Here is a 21,976-nt window from a genome sequence, read left to right on the forward strand (position 1 = left end):
CGAGTCCTTTCGTCGCGTTTATCAAACAGGTTTAGGACCGCGCGGCGCTGAACTCAAGCCACTGCAATCACAGTTGCGCGCGCAAACTCTCTCGTTTTCTGCACAACCACAGCAGCATCATCGCCAAAGGGGCAACATTGACCTCACCACTGTCGACAAGATCCATGGCGTGATGGAAGGAAATCACATGGTTGCGGATGTCTTCGTTTTCCGACGCAAGGCCGCCCTGCCCTTGCCCGCGCCCGCCAAGATCGCAGATGCCAAGGTAGCAATGAAAGAATTCGGTCGAATATCCCGGTGAGGCATAGACCTTGGGCATGTCTATCAATTGGGTCAGGTTCAGATGCGCCTCTTCGGCACTTTCACGGATGGCGGCGTCGCGAGGGGCTTCGCCGGCATCGACCAACCCGGCAATCGGCTCCAACACCCATGGGGCGGGATCACCTCGATTAAAGGTGCCAAACCGCACCTGTTCAATCAACAAAACCTGATCGGTGACAGGGTCATAGGGCAACAACAACGCCACATCAAAGGACATGAAGGTTTCACGCGGTAAAGCCGGGCTTTGGGTACCGTCAAACTTTTTGTGGCTGACCTGAAAGGCTTTGACCTGAAAGAAGCCGTTAAACCCCGGACGGTCTTCGACAATGTCTATATCTTGCGACGACATCGGGTTTCTAAGGGTCTGCGGTGCGGGCGTTTCGGCTAATTCCTGCGCCCAAGCACGGGCGCGGAAAAACGGCAGGAGATGCACGATCTCTTGGGCCGACACATGACCACGGCGCACCATGACTTCTTGGGCGGCCCGCAAGGTCATACGTGACCAAGTCGCAGCCCAATCCTCAAGCGACCACCGCGCCCCTTTTTCCCATAGGGTTTCATCCGGGAAATAGACTTGCGCCGCAAAGACCCGCCCATCTACAGCCACCTCTACGGGTCGCAACTCATAAGCAAACCCACCTTCGTAAAAGTTCAGTCGGTCCAGATCATCTTGACTAAGATCGCAAACCAAGAGCCCCTCGGCCACAGTGTTCTCTTCGGCATAAATCATTGGGAACGCTTGGTCTTTGGCCCAATACACCGCATGATTTTCCAAAGTCGCGGGACGCGTGTTGATTTGATCGAACCCGCGGCCAAGAACCAGTTCTAGGAGCGGCGCATGGCACAGAGTGCCATAGAAAAACAAATTAGCCAGAGTTACCTCCAGTGGCGCGATGCAATCTCGCTAACCCAACCGGTCACAATTGCACCGATCAACAAGCTAAGAAGCACAGGCCCATTGACCAGATTTTCGCCAAGCTTGATGCACAGTTCGAAAATGGCGGCAAAGGCTTCGACAACGCCATCATACCGGTGCTTCATCGATTCCTGAACCATCTCATAAACTGCTTGCGCGAACAGGCACCAAAACACCATCGCAACCGTTCCGGTGAACCCGTTGGACACCGCCGCAGACATACCGCGCCCGGCGCGATTGCCGACAATGGCCCAGCCACAGACAAATCCGATCACCGCATTCACCTGCGAAAATACACCAAATGCCGTGCTGGCGGGCATCTGTGTCTTGATCAACTCCGAAACACCATAGGCAAGTGCGGCAAGAAAGACGGCGGCAACAAGTTTTGCGGCTGTGGGCATGGGTGAACTACTCTTGCAAATAAAGATACCCCAACACATAGCGCCGCTTTTTGTCTAAACGCAAGATGTTGCGGTTACGCATTTACAACCCTAAGGCGCATTTCGCCCCAAAATTCAGCATTTTTCGTCGGTTTGGGTTTTCCATCGCTCATAGGCGTCTAGAGCATCGCGCCGCCCCTGAGCCAAAGAGACAATCGGGTGCGGGTAAGGCGCGTTAGGTGACAGCCCCCAGTTTCGAGGCACGGCATCAAAATAGGACAAGGCCAATGCATCGGGTGACGGGGATGTTTCTGCCAACCAGCGCTGAACGTATCGTCCACCTTTGTCGAATTTATCCCTCTGTGTATCCGGGTTGAACACGCGAAAATACGGCGAGGCATCCGGCCCACAACCGGCCACCCACTGCCAGCCCATCGCGTTCGAGGCCGCATCCCAGTCGGTCAGACAATCGGCAAACCATGCCTGCCCCAAACGCCAATGCATCCGCAAATGCTTGGTCAGATATGACGCAACAATCATCCTAACCCGGTTGTGCATGGTGCCGGTGACATAAAGCTCGCGCATCCCAGCATCAACAAGCGGCACACCGGTTCGGGCTTGAGACCAAGCGATAAAATGCGGGTGATCCGGGTCGGTGTTCCACTTAAAACCGCGCCATTCCGGGCGCCAGGCTTTGGTTTGCATGTCCGGAGAATGCCACAGCAGATAGCCGGCAAATTCACGCCATAGCAGTTCTTTTAGAAAGGTCTCGGCCCCGGGATTGCCCATTTGCAAGGCGTGTTGACCGGCCTGCCAGCAGCGCGCGACACTGATTTCGCCCAGTGCAAGATGGCCGCTCAGACGTGAGGTGCCGTGCACCGCAAGCTGATCGCGGTCCGTTGCATAGCGGCTTAGGTCATCCGTGATGAAGGTTTCCAACCGTTCAAGCGCCGCCTCTTCGCCAACCGGGTTATGGTTCGCCAATACCGCCCCACCGCGGTTCATTGGTCGGGTCAGATGCCAGTCCGACAAAGCCTCGCTTGTTGGCCAAGTTGTGGGCGATGTCGGTTTAGGAACGGGCGCAAGGGACGGAACGATATTACGCCCCCAAACCGCCCGTCGAAAGGCGGAATAGACTTTGTAATCTGAGCCTTGTCCGGTTTTGACTGTCCATGGTTCATGCAAAACAGCCCCGTCAAAACTTTGCGCCTCAAGGCCTTGCGACTTGAGCGCGGCTTTGACTTGGGTGTCGCGAGCAACGCTTTGCGGATCATAGGCCCGCTGCCAGACAACTCCGCTGGCTCCAGTTTCGACGCAGAGCTGAAGCAGACATTGCTCCGCATCACCGGATCGCAGGATCAAACGCGAGCCAAGCTCCGACAGGGCCGCACCAAAGACCTCCAGCCCCTTGTGCAGTCGCCATTTCGGTGCCGCGCCCAAGTCGGAAACGGACGTGTCATTCAAAAAGACCGGAATGACGGGCCGCCCTGAATTGACGGCATGGGTAAGCGCCGCGTGATCACGCAAGCGCAGGTCTCGGCGAAACCAGAGGATGATGGGGGCAAGGTCAGTCATGCCACGCAACTTAGCCCGCTGTGTTTAATGACAAGGGCGCGGCGTCACAAAACGACATCCAAGGCGCTGATAAGCTGCTGCATTTCTTGTTCCGAGGTGTAGTGGGTGAAGGACAGCCGCAAAACGCCATGCTCTGGCTTGACCCCCATCGCTTCAAGCGCACGAACCGCATAGAAATCACCGCCCCCCGCCATGATACCGTGGGCAACCAAATCTTTGGCCAGCTCGGCACCGGGTTTGGGACATTCAATCGCCACGGTTGGCGCGCGGTTTTGCGCGGATTTCGGGCCAAGCAACCGCACATCGTTGCGGTCAGAGAGGTAATCCAAAAGCGGCTGCAACAGCTTGGTTTCGTGATCGCGCTCAAGGTCATGCACTTGCGCAGCGGTAACATTGTGATGCGCTGCAATGCGATCGACATAGTCCACCATCCCGGCGCAGGCGGCGATTTGGGCATGATCGGGGCCCGCTGGTGTGAAACGTTTATAGAGGCTATCGGCATTGAAATAATGCGCCTGATTGGGCAAGGCCATGCCAAGCGCGCGGCGCATCACCATGATCCCCTGATGCGGACCAAAGGTTTTATAGGCCGAAAACAGATAGATGTCCGCCCCAAGCGCCCCCACATCCGGAAAACCATGCGGTGCATAGCTCACACCATCGACACAGACAAAGGCCCCGGCCGCATGGGCCAAAGCGGTGATTTCAGTCACCGGGTTGATTTCACCAACCACGTTAGAACAATGGGGAAAACACACCAGCCGGACGTTTTCATCCAGCAAGGGTTCCAGATCTTCGGGGTTCAGAGACCCGGTGGCGGGATCAATCTTCCATTCCCGAATTTCAATCCCCTCGTCGGCCAACCGCCGCCACGGGCCAGTATTGGCCTCGTGATCCTGATTGGTGACGACAATCGCTTCGCCCGGTTGCATGAATTGGCGAAAGGCTTGGGCCAACACATAGGTGTTTTGGGTTGTCGACGGCCCAAAGGAAAGTTCATCCCCCTCAACGCCCAAAAGCGCCGACAATCGGCTTCGGGCTTCGTCCATCTCTTCGCCACCTAGGCGGCTCGCCTCATAGGCGGCGTAGGGTTGCACTTTGCGCTGGGTGTAAAACCGGGTGAGCCGATCAATGACGGGCTGACAGGTATACGATCCGCCAGCATTCTCAAAGAACGCCTGCCCTTCTAGAGACGGCTCCTGAAACGCCGGAAACTGTGATCTGACGAAATTGATATCCAGCATAGTGCCCCCCGAATTATCTGCCTCGCAGAAAAGCGAGGTTTCGCGGTGCCGTCAAGCACTTGGCACGTGTCAGCGGGCAGCTGTCATAAAATGACAAGGTGGCATGTCACCCTATCCGGAGTGCAACAAAAGGATAGCATCATGACCTATCAACCAGAGCATTTTCTTGTGTGGGGCGAATTGCCGGTCACAGACCTTGATCGTTCGATCGCGTTTTACAAGGCCGTAACCCAAGGGGAGGTCACGCGAGATGACAGTGGCCCAAACCCGATGGCGGTTTTTCAGCCAAAAGATATGAAAACCGGCATCGCGCTAAGCATGTATCCGGGCAAACCGGCGGTGCGTGGCACCGGGTCGACCCTGCACTTATCGGCGCAAGGGGCGTTAGAAGACACGATGCAGCGAGTGCGGGAGGCGGGCGGCGAGGTTGTGTCAGAACCGATTCCGCTACCGGCGGGGCGCTTTTTTTATGCGCTTGACCTCGATGGCAACTCGGTTGGGTTTTTCGAAACCAAGTAATCCGTCACAACACGACTGTTTGGGGCGCGATCAGAGCGCCCTGCCCCGCACCATTTGCCAATGTAGCGGCAGGGACGGCAGGAAGAATAACACCATGCCAAAAGCCCACCAGCTTAAAAACAAAACTGGAAGGAGAGCTAAGCACGCCAAAAGACCAACGCCACCGGCGATACGCTGAGCCATGTGATAGGGCACAAGCCGCCCCAAAAGCAGGTAGAACAGCTTGCCACCATCCAAAGGTTGAATCGGGATCAAGTTGAACAGCGCGAGCCAAAGATTGATCCACGAGAGCGTCGCCAACACCCAGAATATTTCTTCGTTCGGTGCCAAAGGCGTTAACAGCGAACAAATCGCCCATAGTGCCAGATTTACGATGGGGCCCATCGCAACGATCAATTCATCCTCTGTGTGGGAGGTTGCCGGACTATGTTCGCAAAAGCCGCCACCGCCGTGCAACACCACACGACCAACCGCAACCTTTTGGATCAAACACCCCCAGGCATGGCCAAGCTCGTGAAGGAAAATCGACAGGATCAACAGAAAAACAAACATCAGGTCAAAGGCCAAAAACTCGGGGTTGGCGACATCGACATAGACGAAGATCAGCAACAAAAGGCTGGGGCAAACACTGACCGGGACCGACATTGGCCCACGGAATTGAAACAGCGCAAAATCGGACGAAAACATAAGGCACCTATCACATGAACAGGTGCCAACTTAGCGAAACACTTCGGCAAGAATTTGACAGAGCCAAGGCCCGTTGGCGTCAGCTCTGCCTATTTGTTAGGCGTTCACGTCAACAACAACGCGGCCCTTGACCTGTCCGGCAAGAATATCAGCGCCCAGTTTTGGCAAATCTGACAGGGTCGCCGGTTGGATCATTGCCTCAAGCTTGTCCATCGGCAGGTCGGTCGCGACACGCTGCCAAGCACGCAGGCGGTTGTCATAGGGCTGCATGACGGAATCGATCCCAAGCAAGTTCACTCCACGCAGAAGGAAGGGAATGACCGTCGCAGGAAGCCCCGCACCACCCGCAAGCCCAACCGCCGCAACCGAGGCACCATATTTCATCTGGCCCAAAACGCGCGCCAGCATGGCCCCGCCAACTGCGTCAACACAGCCGGACCACGTTTCGCCCTCAAGCGGGCGTTTGGTGGTTTCATTTAGCTCTTCGCGCGCGACGATCTGGCTCGCCCCAAGAGATTTCAGGTAATCGCCGGTTTCCGGGCGCCCGGTAACACCGGCAACCTCATAGCCAAGATTGGCAAGAATAGCCGTGGCAACAGAGCCAACACCACCGGCGGCCCCAGTGACCAAAACCGGCCCCTGCCCCGGCTTAAGCCCGTGATCCTCAAGCGCCATCACCGCCAACATCGCCGTGAAACCCGCAGTCCCAACCGCCATCGCGCGGCGCGTATCCAACCCATCGGGCAGCGGAACAAGCCAATCCCCTTTGACGCGCGCCTTTTGCGTGTATCCACCCCAATGTGCCTCGCCCACACGCCAACCGGTCAAAACGACCTTGTCGCCCGGCGCATAACGAGGGTCATCAGACGCCTCGACGGTGCCGGCAAAATCGATCCCCGGCACGTGCGGATAATTGCGCACCAAACCGCCCCCCGGCCCAATGCAAAGCCCGTCTTTGTAATTCACAGTGGAATAGTCGACCGCAACGGTTACATCGCCGGCAGGTAGATCATCTAGCCCTATCGATTGCACATTAGCAGCGGTTTTGCCGCTCTCTGTGTCCTTGGTCACAACAAGCGCGTTGAACATATCGGGCCTCCCTATCCATATGGTTCATAGCCATTGCTAAGCAGGCTTACGGTCCGACGCAATCCTCAGCGTCAGACATAAACGTGAGGTCGCTTGTCGCGCCTTCGCATCCCACCGCCGTCAACATCACATGAAGCTGCCCCCGGTGATGCGTTTGATGATTGAACATATGAACAACACATAGCCCCTTGGACCTCGTGTATTCTCTTTGATTGACGACAGAAAACCAGCTCAGCTCCCCCGTCAGGTCGACGGCTTTGATACGGTTGCTCCAATCGCAAATCGCCTGATCCAGTCGAAACCTTTGAATTGCCCAGTCTTCAAGAGAGGAAGACATCTCTGTACCTTTGGCGTAGTTCGCTGTTGGCGCTGGAAAACCTGCGAACCTCGACATCCACAATTGGTCTGACCACAAAACATGATTGGCTGTCGCAAAGATTGACCCAAAATAGGCCCCTCGTTCCTGAAACAATACCTCTTGGTTCAACCCGCGCATCGTTTTCAAAAGCTGAGTGTTTTGCCACTCATTGTATTGCGCAAAAGTCCGTACATATTCGGGGTCAATCATCCTCAATCTCCTTGGTTTCCCAATGAGAGGGCGGCAAATAAGTACGGCGTTTCTGTTGGAACCAATCCAGCAACCCAAATTTCCGGCTTACCTGTCTTAGGCCCCCTTGGTCGTGTTTTATCATATGCGCATACCTGTACAAATTGCCCGTCCTGCTCCGTCTCACAGCAAAAGCCAAACTTATGTGCCGTTTTCAGAGAGAAAATGTCTCCAAAAGAGTGAGACCGGCCGACGCACTTTAGTCGGTGGCAGATCAAATACTCGGACTTTTGCCATTGGACCATTGAAGTAAAACAAGTTTTGCCAGTTTGGGCAAGCGACTGTGACCAAGCCGCGGGACACCTGACCTCGACACAACACAAGCAATGAGCGCGATGGCGAACCGAAATGCGATGGGACATCTGTCATAGTGGGGCAACGCGGTTCTACGCCCGGCCCCTGCTCAACATGATCTCAATCCTGTTGCGACCTGTGTTTGGAGACCTGTCATAACAGACAGAGCTGCAGCACGGTTTTCGGCATACAAAACTGACGCGCGCACTGATCTTACCCCTAGATAGCTGGGTGACGCGCTGAATAAATGCTTAGTCAGGCCACGAGTCCCCTCATGACATCAGCCCCCAAACCCCGTGATGCACCAAAAAGAGCATGCTCAAGTAAACTTAATGTGGCAACTCGGGGAAACCCAAATCTCAGAGCCTTGTTTTCAAACAAAAATAATGGATTTTTGGCGCACCTGAGAGGATTCGAACCTCTGGCCTCTGCCTTCGGAGGGCAGCGCTCTATCCAGCTGAGCTACAGGTGCATACATTGGCCTTATAGGCCGAGCTTTGGGCCGTTGCAACGCAGGTAATCCCCCACGTTGCAAAAATTTTCAGTCCCCCATGGGGAGATGGTGGGATGGTGGGCGGGGCGCATTTCCAACGGAAACAGCGCCGTCCCTCATCCTAGCAAATCATGGGCCAACTCAAGTGCGTCAACCAATTTGTCGACCTCATCACGGGTGTTATACATCGCGAAACTCGCCCGACAGGTCGCGCTGACGCCGAAATGATCCATCAGCGGCCCGGCACAGTGGTGCCCCGCGCGAACGGCAACACCCTTCTTGTCAAGAATCGTTGAAATGTCATGTGCATGCCCTGCCCCGTCCATAGTGAAGGAAAATATCGCCCCCTTCCCCGGAGCGTTGCCTTGCACTTGCAACCAGTTGATTCCGCCTAGTTTGGAAATCGCATAGTCACGCAGGTCCGCTTCATGTGCGGCGATGTTCTCCATGCCGACGCCCATCATGTATTCTAGCGACACCCCCATGCCGATTTGCTGAACTATACCCGGTGTGCCGGCTTCGAATTTCATCGGCGGATCATTATAGCTCACACAGTCTTTGTGAACTTCGCGGATCATATCGCCACCGCCCATAAACGGTTGCATCTCATCCATGCGGGCGCGTTTCATATAGATCGCACCCGAAGCTGACGGGCCGTATAACTTGTGACCGGTAATCGCATAGAAATCGCACCCGATATCCTCGACATTGACCGGCATATGCACCGATCCTTGCGAGCCATCCACAAGCACAGGCACACCCTTGTCCCGCGCTGCGGCACAGATGGATTTCACATCCACCACCGTACCCAAAACATTCGACATGTGGGTAATCGCAACAAGCTTGGTTTTCGGGCCAATCGCGTCGATAACCTTTTGCGGATCAAGCCCGCCTTGATCGTCAACATCAACCCATTTCAACACCACACCTTGGCGTTCACGTAGGAAATGCCAAGGGACGATATTGGCGTGGTGTTCCATCACACTTAGGACGATCTCATCACCCGGTTCTAGGTTGGGCATTGCCCATCCATAGGCGACCATGTTGATGCCCATTGTGGTGCCGGTGGTGTACACAATCTCTTCGGGGTCAGATGCCCCAAGGAACCGGGCCACAATCTCGCGCACGCCTTCATATTTTTCAGTCGCAAGGTTGCTAAGGTAATGTAGCCCCCGGTGAACGTTGGCATATTCCTCGGCATAGCCTTTGGTGACCGCGTCAATCACCACCTGCGGCTTTTGCGCAGAGGCACCGCTATCAAGATAGACCAAAGGTTTGCCATTCACCTCACGGCTCAGAATGGGAAAATCCGCGCGGATTTTGGTGACGTCATACATATCCGTTAATCCCTGTAGGATCGACCCCGATCAGGGTCAGTAGGATCGACAGGGCAAAGGCCATGCCCATCAATCCAAAAACAATTGTGCCAAGTGCCTTTAGCAAACTGCCAAAACCATGGGCTTCGTCCAAAAAGTGCAACAAGATCCAAAAGCCAATGACCGAAGTCAAAGAAACCGCCAAACCGCCTAAAAAGGCCGAGGCTGGCATTAGGATCAGCAAGGCAACCTGAACCAAGGCCCGCAAGGCTTGCAGCCAGATCACCAGAACCGCGATGTCGGCAAGGCGCGCCGTGCCGCTAAACAACCGTCCGCCCCACAAAAACGCCAGCATCGTCGCCAAAAGCGATCCGGCCTGCAAAACGCCATAGACCGACGGTTGCGCCAAAAACCACGGCAGTGGTGTCGGGTCCACCAAAACCGCGATCCCGAAGAGAAGCGTGTTTAGAACCACCACCAGTGCAAAACAGGTCAGCAGCGCCTCATTTGACAGCCGCAGACCAATCAGCCAGCGCGCCACCAATCGGGGTTCGGTGAGACTACGTAACACCAAGGTCAATGCCATTTGGCCCATTATGGAGCCCTTTTCTTGTGAACAGTGCGCAGACCTGCCAACCAAAACCACAAAAAAACCAACCAACACAAGAGCTTTACCAACTCGGCTTGTGTTCCCGGCCCAACAAAACCAGCCACCAGCCCATAAAGCAGCAAAAGCGGACACATCGCCAGAAACGCCCAGAACAAAGCAAGACGCGACCCATACGATGTACCCTGCCCGCCGAACAACCGGGCGATCCAATGGCTGACAAAGCCAACAAAATAAAGCGCCAAAGGCAAGGCGAACACGGTGATGACAAAGGATTTGCCCATCGGTTCCAACATCGATGTCCCGGCAAGATGCGCAGCACGCGACAGTCCGGGCCATTGGGCGATGAACATCACAAAGGCTGCGGCCATCACAAAGACGAGGGCGCGGTCTTCGCGCTCCCCAACCGCGCGTAGCCGGGCAATCACCTTGCCCGGCCCCCGGTAAGTCGCGATGATATCGCTGCTTAATGCCATAACCCGGTGCGCCCTAGTCTTTGCGGTGCCGCGACAACCACGCCTCGGCCCGCGTCAGGATTTCCTCCTGCAGGGCTTCGTCTTCGATCTCATCCACGGCCTCGGCCAGAAAGCTCAGCACAAGCAAATCTTGGGCGATCGAATGCGGAATGCCCCGAGATTGCAGATAGAACAGCGCGTCTTCGTCGATCGCCCCAGATGTCGAGCCATGCGAACAAGCCACATCGTCGGCATAAATCTCAAGCTCTGGCTTGGCGAGGAACTGACTATCCTCATCCAACAGCAAAGATTGCGAAATTTGGTAGCCATCGGTTTTCTGGGCATCTGGTTTCACCAGAATTTTGCCCTGAAACACCCCGGTCGCCCCGTTGCGCAGCACCTTTTTGAACACCTGACGGCTTTCGCAATTCACCGCGTCATGGGTGATGAAAACGGTGTCATCGTGATGGAAATCACCGTCGCCCATACAGGCCCCGGCAATATGCGCCACTGCGTCGTCACCGGTCAGCTCGATCACACATTCGTTGCGGGTCAGCACGCCGTTCACGGTCATGGTAAAGCTTTTGAACGTGCTTTCGGTACCCAGACGTGCAAACATATGTGTCGCCGCGCGGCGTTCGTGATCGCGCCCTTGGGTGCGCACGTGATGGAACGCGCCACCATCGGCAATGTCGACCTCAAGGCACTTGTTGAAACGGGCTGCCGCCGGGCCGTTTTCCAACACGGTTAGGCTGGCTCCGCTGTCGACCTTGACCACATGATGCAAGATCGCGTCCGAGCTATCGGATTGATGCTTGTAGATCAGGTTGACGGGTTTGGACGGGGTTTTCGTGGCGTGGATCAGCACACCGTCACTTGCAAAAGCAGTGTTCAACGCCGCCAAGGGGCGTTCAACCGGGTCTTGACCTTTTACTTCAAGAGCGCCGTACAAGTCTTTGGCCCAATGGATATCTTTTGCATCTGAGAGACGGTCAATCGTGATCCCCTCAAGGCTCAGATCGTCCGAGGCATCCGCATCAAACACACCGTCCACAAAAACGATTTTCAACCGATCCATGTCGCCAAACATCGGTGCTTCGTCGGTCTCATATACGGCGGCCTTTGGGGCAGTCGCATCAACCAGCGTCGCGGGCTTGGTGTATTTCCAATATTCGTCGCGGGCATGGGGCAACCCCATGTTTTGCACCCGCGCCAACGCATCCTGACGCGCCGGTGTGGACCAGCCGCCAGTGGGCAAGTCAAGCGCGTCCAAACGCGCCTGTGTTGCATCCTGTTTCACCAAAGGAGCGGCCATTATGCGATCTCCGCAAGAATGTCAGCGTAGCCGTTCTTTTCAACTTCCAGCGCCAGCTCGGGACCGCCGGTTTTGACGATACGACCGGCCGCCATGATGTGAACGACATCGGGTTTGATGTGATCCAAAAGACGCTGGTAGTGGGTGATGACAAGAAAACCACGGCCTTCGTCACGCAGAGCATTCACCCCTTCAGCGACCAGCTTCATCGCGTCAACATCAAGACCGGAATCGGTTTCGTCCAAGATGCACATCTTGGGCTCAAGCATCGCCATCTGAAGGATTTCGTTGCGCTTTTTCTCACCACCAGAAAAGCCAACGTTGACCGGGCGTTTGAGCATATCTGCGTCAATTTTGAGGTCTTTGGCCTTGGCGCGCACCAGCTTGAGGAAGTCAGCGGCTGACATTTCCTCTTCACCGCGGGCTTTGCGCTGCGAATTCACCGCCGTGCGCAAGAAGGTCATGTTGCCCACACCGGGGATTTCAACCGGGTATTGGAATGCTAGGAAAAGGCCCGCTGCTGCGCGCTCTTCCGCTTCCATGTCCAAAAGGTCTTCGCCCGCCAAAGTGGCGTCGCCACCGGTGACTTCGTAGCCGCCCTTGCCGGACAACACATAAGACAAGGTCGACTTGCCAGAGCCATTCGGCCCCATGATCGCGTGCACCTTGCCCGCCTCAACGGTCAGGTCGACACCTTTGAGGATTTGCTTATCCTCTTCTTCCAATTTCACCTGCAGGTTCTTGATTTCCAGCATGTTTTATCCTTCCTCAGCAGCCCTAGGGGTTCTGCAAAAACTTGACCACCTGGAACAGTTTTTCCGGTGGAATGGCCATGGGCGTGACGCGAAAATGCGCCATGCGCCCGGTGATTTGCGGGGGGCCGAGGTAGTCCTCGACCTTGTGATAATGCTTGCGACCAGCGTAATCATCAAAGAACAGGTCAACCGGTTTGGTTGACAAAAAGGCAGTGGCCAAGGCACAGGCCTGACGAAAGCGGCCATCGACCAGCACAACATCGGGTTGAACGAAATCGCGGCGACGCCACACGTCGAGCGCATATTTGGGATAGGCACGCCAATGGGCGTCATCCACCGGATGCCCCCATTCCTTGGTCGGGCCAATATCGACCCAAATCATCTCGACTTGGGTTCCAACCACCGGTGGATTAGCAGCCAAGTAACCTTTCATCATTTCGGTCCAATCCTGCGCGGATTCGACCGAAAACACCCGCTTCCCGGGCAGTTCGGACGCCATGACGGTACTACCGCCCGAGCCGTATTCTAAGATGACTTCAGCGCCCTTATAGGCGTGAGATAAAAGCGCCGCCTCCGCAGCGGGCAAGGTCAGCTCCGGTCGTGGGATCACATCAGTCATAGCGCCCCCGTCAACCAAGGGGTTTCCCGCCCAAGTTGGGAGCAAGGCACCACGGACTGCCAGAATATGTTAGGGAAAAGCGTCACGTTTAACCCAATACCACCGCTGTTCCGCTGGCTGAGACCATCAGCATATTGTTGATCACCTCGTAGTCGAGATCGACGCCGACGACGGCCGTGGCCCCGAGGGCGGCGGCGCGTTCTTCCAACTCTCGCAGAGCGGTTTCGCGGGCCTCGCCTAGTTTGGCCTCATAGGCACCAGAGCGGCCCCCGATGATGTCGGTGATACCGGCAAAAATATCGCGAAACACGTTGGCTCCAAGGATAGCTTCGCCGGTGACAATACCTTTGTATTCAGCGACTTGATAACCTTCGACACTTGGCGTGGTGGTGACGATCATGCGTTCTCTCCGACATATTTCATAAAGAAATTCATGTTGGCCCCATAGTGGCGGACCTCAAACACCGATTGATAGCCGCGCTTGGAACACCAGCTTTGGAAAGCCTCGGCATTGGCGTCATCAACTTCGATAAACAGCAATGGTTTACAGCGTTCAACCGTCGCCTCAAGCCCGGTCAAGACTTCCATCTCCATGCCTTCGACGTCGATCTTGATCAGATCGAACTGCTCCTCTTCAAAGAGCATATCCCCGGCATGAACCTCTAGGTCTCCGTCCCGCCCGCGCAACATCTTAGTCCCGCCAAGGTTGCGGTCGTGGCGTTTCATAAACAGCCCGGCTTCGCTTTCTGCCCCAAGGCCAACGCCTAGCGCGTCCATGCGGATCACATCCGTCAGGTTGTTCAGAACGATATTGGCCACCAGTGGCGCAAGCGCCAGCGGGTTCGGCTCAACCACAATCACGCTGGCCGCGTCACATTGCGTGGCGAAATAGATAGCGTGATTGCCGACATTGGCCCCCACGTCCAAGACACGCGGCGCTTTGGGAAGATGTTCGGCCACCTTGGCCAAATCCTCGGCCTCAAAGAAAGCGCCCTTGCGTTGCGCCTTTTGCACCGGGTCGCGGTCAAAATTCGAACAAAACGTCAGATCATGGCCACCGATGCGCAAACGCGTGATGTGGAACGGTGGGAATACCAATGGCGCACCACTGTCCAACGCCTCAAGCGCCGCGCCGAGGTCGAAATAATCGGCCCCCGTGCTTTCGGGGGCTGGAATGTTGATGGTGCCACTCATACCGCGTTCCTAAACTTACTTGCGCCAACCGAACCGGTCGGCCAGATGGGTCACACCCTTGGCCAGAAAGATTCCGGAAATCACCCCCCCGGCGACGGCGAAAACAGGGTTGAAATGATCGGTGCCATAACGCGCCCAGAACATGCCAATCGCCCCGCCCAGAACCGGCAAGCCATAAGGCAGGAAATCCCAGATACCGCCTTTGTTGAAATCGGACATCGCCATCTTCCTTTCTTAACTCTCGCCGCGCCATTTCTGGACCAGTTGCGCGATCGTGCTTCCCAAGAACCCCGAGATAAACGAAATCACCACCACCGCCGTCATCGACAATTGCACCGCCACTTGGCTCACCATCACCGAAAACCCAGCGCAAAAGATGCCGGTTAGAATCGCGGTGGTGAGCAGGGTTTTCAGCATGTGATCCAGTCTCTATTTCTCCGCTCGGTCATGTGGCCATACTCGTGCTTATCGCAATGGTGAACAAAACCGCGCTCATGAAGCAAATTGCTCCTGGTCTTTTGCTGGCCTCCCAGCGGCGGTCTAACCACGTCCCTTGAACATCCGGATTCTGAAGTGTGCTCGTGAAATCCCACACATACCAAAAAGCAGGAAAGGCAAAGGCGAGCAGAACCACATCACCGTAGGGAGCACGACCATAGGCAACAATCAAACTGACCAGTAAACCAATGCAAATTGCGATCATGTATGACATGAAGTTGCCCATGCGACGCGCCCTTTCCGAAGCGACTTACCCCACCGACCCTTCAAGGGAAATCGCCACCAACTGCTGAGCTTCCATCGCGAATTCCATCGGCAGCGCTTGCAGCACTTCCTTGCAGAACCCGTTCACAACCAAGGCCACCGCCTCTTCTTCGTCCATGCCGCGCTGGCGGCAATAGAACAGCTGGTCGTCATCCACCTTGGATGTGGTCGCCTCGTGCTCAACCCGTGACGAGTTGTTCTTGACCTCAATATAAGGCACCGTGTGCGCCCCACATTTGTCGCCAATCAACAGGCTGTCACATTGGGTATAGTTGCGCGATTCCTTGGCCTTAGGGTGCATCGACACAAGGCCACGATAGGTATTCTGAGCAACGCCAGCAGAAATCCCCTTGGAGACGATCCGCGATTTGGTGTTCTTGCCCAAATGCACCATCTTGGTGCCGGTATCGGCTTGCTGATGGTTGTTCGCGATGGCGATGGAATAGAACTCGCCCTGCGATTCTTCACCGCGCAAAATGCACGACGGGTATTTCCATGTCACGGCCGAGCCGGTCTCAACCTGCGTCCACATCACTTTGGAACGATCACCGCGGCAATCGGCACGTTTGGTCACAAAGTTATAGATGCCACCGCGGCCCTCTTCGTCACCGGGATACCAGTTTTGAACGGTCGAGTATTTCACTTCGGCGTCTTCTTCGATGATGATCTCAACCACAGCGGCGTGCAGCTGGGCTGTGTCACGCTGAGGCGCAGTACAACCTTCGAGATAGCTCACGTATGACCCCTTGTCGGCGATGATCAATGTGCGTTCGAACTGGCCGGTGTTTTCGGCGTTGATACGGAAATAGGTCGACAATTCCATCGGGCAGCGCACGCCCGGCGGCACGTAAACAAACGACCCATCCGAGAACACCGCGCTGTTGAGCGTCGCATAGAAGTTATCCGAAACCGGCACAACGGTGCCGAGGTATTTCTTGACTAGCTCAGGATGCTCGCGAATTGCCTCGGAGATCGAACAGAAGATCACGCCAGCTTTCTTCAGCTCGGCCTGAAAGGTTGTGCCGACGGAGACGGAATCAAACACCGCATCGACAGCAACCTTGCGGCCCTCGGCGGGCATGTCTTCGGCCCCTTCAACCCCGGCCAAAATCATCTGTTCCTTAAGCGGAATGCCGAGTTTCTTGTAGGTTTCCAAAAGCTTGGGGTCGACATCATCAATCGACTTGGGCTTTTCGGCCATACTTTTGGGGCGGGCATAGTAATAAATGTCCTGAAAGTTGATCTCAGGATACTGAACCATTGCCCAATCCGGCTCGACAAGCTTTTCCCAACGCGAAAACGCTTGCAGACGCCATTCGGTCATCCACTCGGGTTCGTCGTTCTTTTCGGAAATCAGACGCACGATATCGGGGTTCACGCCTTTGGGGGCGTATTCCATCTCGATCTCGGTGTCCCAGCCATATTTGTAGGTGCTGACAGCCGCGACGGCGTCCACAGTTTCCTGATCAACGCCTTCCTTGACGACCACGTCTTCTTTAGCTGTCATCTCATGTCCTTTTCTCATGCGGCCCGTTCGCAGTGCCGCTTATATGCCTTGAGCCACGCTTCTGCGAAACGCGTCACATCTTCCTTCGAGGTGGTGGGCCCGATGCTCACCCGGATCGCCGATTGGGCAACCCTCTCGTCATATCCCATCGCGGTCAGCACCCGGCTGGCCCGCACTTTGCCGCTTGAACAGGCGCTGCCTGCACTTATGGCAAATCCCGCCAGATCCATCTGCATCACCTGCGTTTCGCCCTTCCAACCGGGAACAGCAAAACAAGAGGTATTAGGCAGACGAGTCGCGGATTTCCCGACAAAAATAGTCTCTTTCGTACCAGCCGCAATAGTTGATTCTAGAATGTTTCTAATTTCTTCAACCTTGGTCCAACAACCCGCGTCTAAATCTCGGGCCGCCGCCTCGGCCGCCGCGCCAAAGCCGGCGATGCCAATGACATTCTCTGTTCCGGCGCGTCGTCCCATTTCCTGACCGCCGCCTTTAAGCTGTGCCGCTAGGTCGGTGCCGCGCTTGATCACCAATGCACCAATGCCTTTGGGGCCGCCAAGCTTGTGCGCCGAGATCAAAGCCATCTCGCACCCGAGCCAATTGAACGCCACTGGAATCTTGCCAAAGGCCTGTGTCGCATCGACTACGGCCAACCCCGAAGGCAAATCCTGAACCACCCCGGTTTCGGAATTGGCCAATTGCAACGCGGTCCGCCCCGGTTCCGACACCGTCACACGCCCGTTTTGATCAACATCCAAAACAGGATCAATCCACGCGCCGACCGCATCATGTTCTATATCCGCGCCAACCAAGTCGCGCCCAGCACAGGCCAAGGCCGCCGCCTCGGTCGCGCTTGAGACGAACACCACATCCGCGCCATCCGCGCCAAAGGCACTGGCCACTTGCGCTCGGGCGCGCTCAACCACGGCTTTGGCTTTGCGACCCTCACCGTGAACCGATGACGGATTGCCAACCACATCCATCGCCGCAGCCATCGCAGCGCGCGCTTCCTCACACAGAGGCGTCGTGGCATTCCAATCCAAGTAACAACGGTCCAAGGTGTTTTCTTTCCCTAAATATCCCGGGGTGAATTGGCCCTTAGGGCCCAAAGGGGTTGGCCCCTCATTCGACCTTTTCGTCGTCCACGACCGAAAACAATGTCGGCACCGCCGGACAGGGCGTCAGATCATTTTTGACCACATCGGACAACCGTGTCTGGTGCAGGAACACATAGACATGCGCGCTTAACCCTTCCCACAAGCGGTTGGTCAAGGATTGCGCCCGGCTTCCCGACAAGCCCCCCGAGGCCCCCGCCCCTTTGTGCATCGCGTCAACGGTTTCATCCACCGCGGCCAGAATATCGGCGACCCGAATATCCGATGGCACCCGCGCCAGCCGGTACCCGCCCCCTGGTCCGCGTACTGATTCTACCAATCCAGCCCGCCGCAATTTGACAAAAAGCTGCTCAAGATAGGGGAGCGAGATGTCCTGACGCTTCGAAATATCGCCCAAGGTGACCAAGGCATCGGCGTTTTGCAGCGCAATATCTGTCAGGGCCACCATGGCATACCGGCCTTTTGTGCTTAGTTTCATGTCGGCCCACCCTTTTTGTTTCCCCAATGCGCCACTGGGCGGCTGATTTTCAGCTGCCCTTGCGCTAACAATTGACCTTGGCGCGGCAATTGCCTATCTGCATCAAAGCCCAATCCCGGCATCGCCTGGATTTAGAACCGTTCTAAGGTGCCCAAGCGAATTCGTCAAGAATGTGCATGCACCCGTATCAGGAGCCCGTTACCGCCCTATGCCCGAGGTCATTTTTCCTGGACCCGAAGGCCGCCTCGAAGGCCGCTACCACCCGCAAAAAGACCGCGACGCACCTATTGCGATCGTGCTGCACCCGCATCCGCAATTTGGCGGCACCATGAACAACAAGGTCGTGTATAATCTGCACTATGCCTTTTACAACATGGGCTTTACCGTTTTGCGGTTCAACTTCCGTGGCGTCGGCCGCAGCCAAGGTGAATATGACCAAGGTGTTGGCGAATTGTCCGATGCGGCGTCGGCGCTCGATTACCTGCAATCGATGAACAACAACTCCAAGCATTGCTGGGTAGCTGGCTTCTCGTTTGGGGCATGGATCGGTATGCAGCTGTTGATGCGTCGCCCGGAAATCACCGGCTTCGTATCCGTGTCGCCCCCCGCCAATATGTATGACTTTTCGTTCTTGGCACCCTGCCCAAGCTCCGGTTTGATCATCAACGGCAAAGCCGACCGTGTGGCCCCGCCTACGGACACAACGGCCTTGGTCAACAAGCTGCATGAACAAAAGGGCATCACGGTCACCCATGAAGAAGTCGACGGTTCCGGCCACTTCTTTGAGGAGCCTTACATGGATCCGATGATCGATACCGTGACCGGCTACGTCAAACGGCGCCTGACTGAAAACACCCGCTAATCCTATCGGGCCGCGCCTTTTGCGGCCCGCACTTTGCCCAAAACAGAGGCTGATATGTCTGTTGTAGAAGAACTCTCTGATAAGCTTGCACAAGACGTCATTAAGGCGATGGATGCATTGGGAGACGAACAGTTACCCGATCAGGTCGCGAATGTTTTAGGGGCCTCGTCTCCGAGCTCAGAAGAGATTTTCCGTGCGGCGGTGCGCATTCGGCTTGCCGAACGCCGCGCCCGATTGTTCCTAAACGACCATGTCAAAACGGCGCTTGAGGCCAAAAAACAGGGCCAAGAAGCCCCCAAAGCCCTTGCCCCCGGTACTGATAACGAACACCTCTAAGGCGGGGGGCCCCTGCCCGATTGTAAAGGACAGGACATGAGTTCCAACCGCTTAGACGATCAGATGGCGTTTCTGGTCGAGATTGACCGTTTAAAGTCGGTCAACCGCGCAACCACATTGTGTGATGGCTCACGTCGCGAAAACAGTGCCGAGCATAGCTGGCATGTGGCTTTATATGCGCTGACTTTGGCGGATCAGGCCCCAGAAGGTTGCGACATAAATCGCGTTATCCAGATGCTTTTGCTACATGATTTGGTGGAAATTGACGCGGGCGATGCGCCAGTTTTTGGCGATCATGACATGGCAGCAATCGAAACGGCAGAACAGGCCGCCGCGGATCGGATTTTTGGTTTGCTTCCCAACGATATCGGCGCAAAATTTCGCGCCATCTGGGATGAGTTTGAAGCCAACACGACGCCGGAAGCGCAATTTGCCAAATCGCTGGATCGCATGGTGCCACCGGTTCAAAACCTGCAATCTGGTGGTGGGTCTTGGGTCGATTACAAGGTGGATTGGCAGATGTTTTCTGCTCGTGTCGGCCACAAGATTGAAAACGGCGCACCGGGGTTGTGGGCGTGGATGGCCCCCAAGGCGCAGGCCTTTTTGAACCGCTTAAACAACAAGTAATCACGCCACTCATCGTTGGACCGAGGGGCCAGCCCCTCGTTTTTTTTCGCAATGTGAAAGGGTTACGTCGCGGTGATCGGCCAGCGGCGCTGGAGGTCTTCTAGCCCGGCTTGGATCAACTCGCCCAGGACATCAAGGTCGACGCGATTTAGGGCACCAAGGTACAAGCATGATTTTCCCAGCTTATGCGGGCCGAGCCGGGACAGAATGTCAGAGAAATCCGCATAGCCCGGCATGATGTAGACGACCATCTTGGCCTTACGCGGTGCAAAACCAGTGGCAAGGAATTCGCCATCACGGCCGCTGTCATAGACATAATGATAGCTGCCGTAACCAACGATGCTTTCGCCCCACATTCGCGGTTGCCAGCCGGTGGCCTTTTGAAACACCTCATCCAAAACCAGGGCGTCGGCTTTGCGCCGGTCGGGCGCAACGGATGACAAATAGTCACCCACCGATGCCGTGGTCATTTTCGTTTTGTTGCCTGCCATATCCTCTCCCTTTCAGGTCAGAAATGAATGGCCTTTCCAAAGGCATCTAGAACCGATTCATGCATCATTTCCGACAGGGTTGGATGCGGGAACACCGTGTTCATCAGGTCCTCTTCTGTTGTTTCCAACTGGCGGCCAACAACATAGCCTTGGATCAATTCCGTCACCTCGGCGCCTACCATATGCGCGCCCAAAAGCGCCCCGGTTTTGGCGTCAAACACCGTTTTGACCATGCCTTCGGGTTCACCAAGCGCGATGGCCTTGCCGTTGCCGATAAACGGGAAACGTCCGACTTTGACCTCGTAACCCTGCTCTTTCGCCTGTGCTTCGGTCAGGCCGACGCTGGCCACCTGTGGGTGACAATAGGTGCAACCGGCAATGCTATCTGGATCAACCGCATGGGGTTTGCCACCGGCGATCAGCTCGGCAACCATCACCCCTTCGTGGCTGGCCTTGTGGGCAAGCCACGGGGCCCCCGCAACGTCACCAATCGCAAAGAGGCCTTCAACACCGGTTCGGCAATATGGGTCGGTCACGACATGCGTTCTGTCTACACGGACACCAAGGGCCTCAAGCCCCAAGCCTTCGACATTTCCGACAATTCCAACCGCAGAAATGACCGTATCAAAGGTCTCTTTTGCAGTTTTACCACCTTGCTCAATATGAGCCGTGACCTGCCCTTTGCCACGGTCCAACTGTTTGACCATGGCCTTTTCGCGGATCGTCATCCCTTGTTTGACGAACTGCTTTTTGGCAAAGGCGCTGATTTCGGCATCTTCGACCGGCAAAACACGGTTCATGACCTCAACCACGGTCACATCGGCCCCCAGTGTGTTGAAAAAGCTGGCGAATTCAATTCCGATTGCACCCGATCCAATCACCAAAAGCTTTTTCGGCATCCGTGGCGGATTAAGCGCGTGTTTGTAGGCCCAAACCAGATCGCCGTCGGCCTCAAGCCCCGGAAGTTCGCGCGCCCGCGCGCCCGTCGCGAGAACGATGTTCTTGGCGCTTAACTCTTCGGATCCCTTGTCGGTTTTGACGCTCACCCGTCCCTTTTGCGGGATCGTAGCCTCACCAATGATCACCGTGACCTTGTTCTTTTTCAGCAAATGACCGACGCCACCAGATAACTGTTTGGCCACACCGCGCGAGCGTTTCACAACCGCATCTAAATCATAGCCAAGCCCTTCGGCCTTGAGACCAAATTCCTTGGCGCGGTGCATAAGGTGAAAAACTTCGGCGGATCGCAACAGGGCTTTGGTGGGGATACAGCCCCAATTGAGACAAATGCCGCCCAAATGCTCGCGTTCGACAACGGCCACCTTTAGGCCCAGTTGCGCGCCACGAATGGCCGCCACATAGCCGCCGGGGCCCGCCCCGATCACGATCATGTCGAATTGCTGTGCGGCCAT

General features: G+C 55.8%; 27 protein-coding genes and 1 tRNA gene. 4 read left to right on the plus strand and 24 right to left on the minus strand.

Annotated features, from left to right (window positions below; translation table 11 throughout):
• Positions 1–67: 67 nt before the first annotated feature.
• From Q1A43_RS04930 to Q1A43_RS04945, 4 genes are all read right to left on the minus strand, one after another.
• Positions 68–1,186 carry a gamma-glutamylcyclotransferase gene (locus tag Q1A43_RS04930; protein ID WP_299933134.1) on the minus strand — a complete coding sequence of 373 codons (1,119 nt, stop codon included), beginning with the start codon at positions 1,184–1,186 and terminating at the stop codon, positions 68–70.
• Between the two features lie 11 nt (positions 1,187–1,197).
• Positions 1,198–1,638, minus strand: a complete 441-nt coding sequence (locus Q1A43_RS04935) for a TrgA family protein (RefSeq protein WP_299924831.1) — start codon at positions 1,636–1,638, stop codon at positions 1,198–1,200.
• Positions 1,639–1,752: 114 nt separating this feature from the next.
• Positions 1,753–3,192: a deoxyribodipyrimidine photo-lyase gene (locus Q1A43_RS04940; RefSeq protein WP_299933136.1), complete on the minus strand. Its 1,440-nt coding sequence runs from the start codon at positions 3,190–3,192 to the stop codon at positions 1,753–1,755.
• A 44-nt stretch (positions 3,193–3,236) separates the two neighbouring features.
• Positions 3,237–4,436, minus strand: a complete 1,200-nt coding sequence (locus tag Q1A43_RS04945) for an aminotransferase class V-fold PLP-dependent enzyme (protein ID WP_299933138.1) — start codon at positions 4,434–4,436, stop codon at positions 3,237–3,239.
• A gap of 141 nt (positions 4,437–4,577) precedes the next feature.
• Here Q1A43_RS04945 and Q1A43_RS04950 point away from each other — a divergent pair, with 141 nt between their 5' ends.
• The gene (locus Q1A43_RS04950) at positions 4,578–4,955 is read left to right on the plus strand and encodes a VOC family protein (RefSeq protein ID WP_299933140.1); all 378 of its coding nucleotides are present in this window, start codon (positions 4,578–4,580) and stop codon (positions 4,953–4,955) included.
• A gap of 30 nt (positions 4,956–4,985) precedes the next feature.
• On the opposite strand, the gene Q1A43_RS04955 is transcribed toward Q1A43_RS04950, so the two are convergent.
• The 18 genes from Q1A43_RS04955 to Q1A43_RS05040 all read right to left on the minus strand — a co-directional run bounded on the left by Q1A43_RS04955 (position 4,986) and on the right by Q1A43_RS05040 (position 18,248).
• Positions 4,986–5,567 (minus strand): site-2 protease family protein, encoded by a 582-nt coding sequence (locus Q1A43_RS04955; protein WP_299933142.1) that lies wholly within the window; start codon positions 5,565–5,567, stop codon positions 4,986–4,988.
• A 171-nt stretch (positions 5,568–5,738) separates the two neighbouring features.
• The gene (acuI, locus tag Q1A43_RS04960; RefSeq protein WP_299933144.1) at positions 5,739–6,731 is read right to left on the minus strand and encodes an acryloyl-CoA reductase; all 993 of its coding nucleotides are present in this window, start codon (positions 6,729–6,731) and stop codon (positions 5,739–5,741) included.
• Positions 6,732–6,777: 46 nt separating this feature from the next.
• Positions 6,778–7,299 (minus strand): DinB family protein, encoded by a 522-nt coding sequence (locus Q1A43_RS04965; protein WP_299924849.1) that lies wholly within the window; start codon positions 7,297–7,299, stop codon positions 6,778–6,780.
• 728 nt (positions 7,300–8,027) lie between these two features.
• Positions 8,028–8,104 (minus strand) — tRNA-Arg (locus Q1A43_RS04970).
• A gap of 137 nt (positions 8,105–8,241) precedes the next feature.
• On the minus strand, positions 8,242–9,462 hold the full coding sequence (locus Q1A43_RS04975) for a cysteine desulfurase (protein ID WP_299933146.1): 1,221 nt from the start codon (positions 9,460–9,462) through the stop codon (positions 8,242–8,244).
• Positions 9,455–10,036 carry a YIP1 family protein gene (locus tag Q1A43_RS04980; RefSeq protein WP_299933148.1) on the minus strand — a complete coding sequence of 194 codons (582 nt, stop codon included), beginning with the start codon at positions 10,034–10,036 and terminating at the stop codon, positions 9,455–9,457. The genes Q1A43_RS04975 and Q1A43_RS04980 overlap by 8 nt, the downstream gene beginning before the upstream one ends.
• Positions 10,036–10,524, minus strand: coding sequence for a YIP1 family protein (locus tag Q1A43_RS04985; protein ID WP_299933150.1), 489 nt, complete (start codon positions 10,522–10,524; stop codon positions 10,036–10,038). The genes Q1A43_RS04980 and Q1A43_RS04985 overlap by 1 nt, the downstream gene beginning before the upstream one ends.
• 13 nt (positions 10,525–10,537) lie before the next feature.
• Positions 10,538–11,818 (minus strand): Fe-S cluster assembly protein SufD, encoded by a 1,281-nt coding sequence (sufD, locus tag Q1A43_RS04990; RefSeq protein WP_299933152.1) that lies wholly within the window; start codon positions 11,816–11,818, stop codon positions 10,538–10,540.
• A complete protein-coding gene (gene sufC, locus Q1A43_RS04995; RefSeq protein WP_299933154.1) occupies positions 11,818–12,573 on the minus strand; it encodes a Fe-S cluster assembly ATPase SufC in 756 nt (251 codons plus the stop codon). The genes sufD and sufC overlap by 1 nt, the downstream gene beginning before the upstream one ends.
• A gap of 22 nt (positions 12,574–12,595) precedes the next feature.
• The gene (locus Q1A43_RS05000; protein WP_299933156.1) at positions 12,596–13,192 is read right to left on the minus strand and encodes a hypothetical protein; all 597 of its coding nucleotides are present in this window, start codon (positions 13,190–13,192) and stop codon (positions 12,596–12,598) included.
• A gap of 88 nt (positions 13,193–13,280) precedes the next feature.
• Positions 13,281–13,592 carry a heavy metal-binding domain-containing protein gene (locus Q1A43_RS05005; RefSeq protein ID WP_299924870.1) on the minus strand — a complete coding sequence of 104 codons (312 nt, stop codon included), beginning with the start codon at positions 13,590–13,592 and terminating at the stop codon, positions 13,281–13,283.
• Complete coding sequence (locus Q1A43_RS05010; protein WP_299933158.1) at positions 13,589–14,386, minus strand: FkbM family methyltransferase; 798 nt, start codon at positions 14,384–14,386, stop codon at positions 13,589–13,591. Before Q1A43_RS05010 ends, Q1A43_RS05005 begins: the two co-directional genes overlap by 4 nt.
• Before the next feature lie 15 nt (positions 14,387–14,401).
• Entirely contained in the window at positions 14,402–14,605 is a 204-nt protein-coding gene (locus Q1A43_RS05015; protein WP_299924876.1) for a hypothetical protein, read from the minus strand.
• A 15-nt stretch (positions 14,606–14,620) separates the two neighbouring features.
• The gene (locus Q1A43_RS05020; RefSeq protein WP_299933160.1) at positions 14,621–14,803 is read right to left on the minus strand and encodes a hypothetical protein; all 183 of its coding nucleotides are present in this window, start codon (positions 14,801–14,803) and stop codon (positions 14,621–14,623) included.
• A gap of 28 nt (positions 14,804–14,831) precedes the next feature.
• Positions 14,832–15,110, minus strand: coding sequence for a hypothetical protein (locus tag Q1A43_RS05025; RefSeq protein ID WP_299933162.1), 279 nt, complete (start codon positions 15,108–15,110; stop codon positions 14,832–14,834).
• A gap of 24 nt (positions 15,111–15,134) precedes the next feature.
• Entirely contained in the window at positions 15,135–16,655 is a 1,521-nt protein-coding gene (gene sufB / locus Q1A43_RS05030) for a Fe-S cluster assembly protein SufB (protein WP_299924883.1), read from the minus strand.
• A gap of 14 nt (positions 16,656–16,669) precedes the next feature.
• Entirely contained in the window at positions 16,670–17,713 is a 1,044-nt protein-coding gene (locus tag Q1A43_RS05035) for an aminotransferase class V-fold PLP-dependent enzyme (protein ID WP_299933164.1), read from the minus strand.
• 64 nt (positions 17,714–17,777) lie between these two features.
• Entirely contained in the window at positions 17,778–18,248 is a 471-nt protein-coding gene (locus Q1A43_RS05040) for an Rrf2 family transcriptional regulator (protein ID WP_299924888.1), read from the minus strand.
• 208 nt (positions 18,249–18,456) lie between these two features.
• Here Q1A43_RS05040 and Q1A43_RS05045 point away from each other — a divergent pair, with 208 nt between their 5' ends.
• Genes Q1A43_RS05045 through Q1A43_RS05055 form a run of 3 tightly spaced genes read left to right on the plus strand, consistent with a single transcriptional unit; the run spans position 18,457 to position 20,073 of the window.
• Positions 18,457–19,110: an alpha/beta hydrolase gene (locus Q1A43_RS05045; protein ID WP_299924891.1), complete on the plus strand. Its 654-nt coding sequence runs from the start codon at positions 18,457–18,459 to the stop codon at positions 19,108–19,110.
• A gap of 54 nt (positions 19,111–19,164) precedes the next feature.
• The gene (locus Q1A43_RS05050) at positions 19,165–19,446 is read left to right on the plus strand and encodes a hypothetical protein (RefSeq protein WP_299924894.1); all 282 of its coding nucleotides are present in this window, start codon (positions 19,165–19,167) and stop codon (positions 19,444–19,446) included.
• A 36-nt stretch (positions 19,447–19,482) separates the two neighbouring features.
• Complete coding sequence (locus Q1A43_RS05055; RefSeq protein WP_299933166.1) at positions 19,483–20,073, plus strand: HD family hydrolase; 591 nt, start codon at positions 19,483–19,485, stop codon at positions 20,071–20,073.
• Positions 20,074–20,135: 62 nt separating this feature from the next.
• On the opposite strand, the gene Q1A43_RS05060 is transcribed toward Q1A43_RS05055, so the two are convergent.
• Together Q1A43_RS05060 and lpdA are read right to left on the minus strand one after the other, a co-directional pair.
• Positions 20,136–20,564, minus strand: coding sequence for a DUF1801 domain-containing protein (locus tag Q1A43_RS05060; RefSeq protein WP_299933168.1), 429 nt, complete (start codon positions 20,562–20,564; stop codon positions 20,136–20,138).
• 17 nt (positions 20,565–20,581) lie between these two features.
• Positions 20,582–21,976 carry a dihydrolipoyl dehydrogenase gene (gene lpdA, locus Q1A43_RS05065; protein ID WP_299933170.1) on the minus strand — a complete coding sequence of 465 codons (1,395 nt, stop codon included), beginning with the start codon at positions 21,974–21,976 and terminating at the stop codon, positions 20,582–20,584.

Source organism: uncultured Pelagimonas sp., from assembly GCF_947498515.1.
Classification (GTDB): Bacteria; Pseudomonadota; Alphaproteobacteria; order Rhodobacterales; family Rhodobacteraceae; genus Pelagimonas.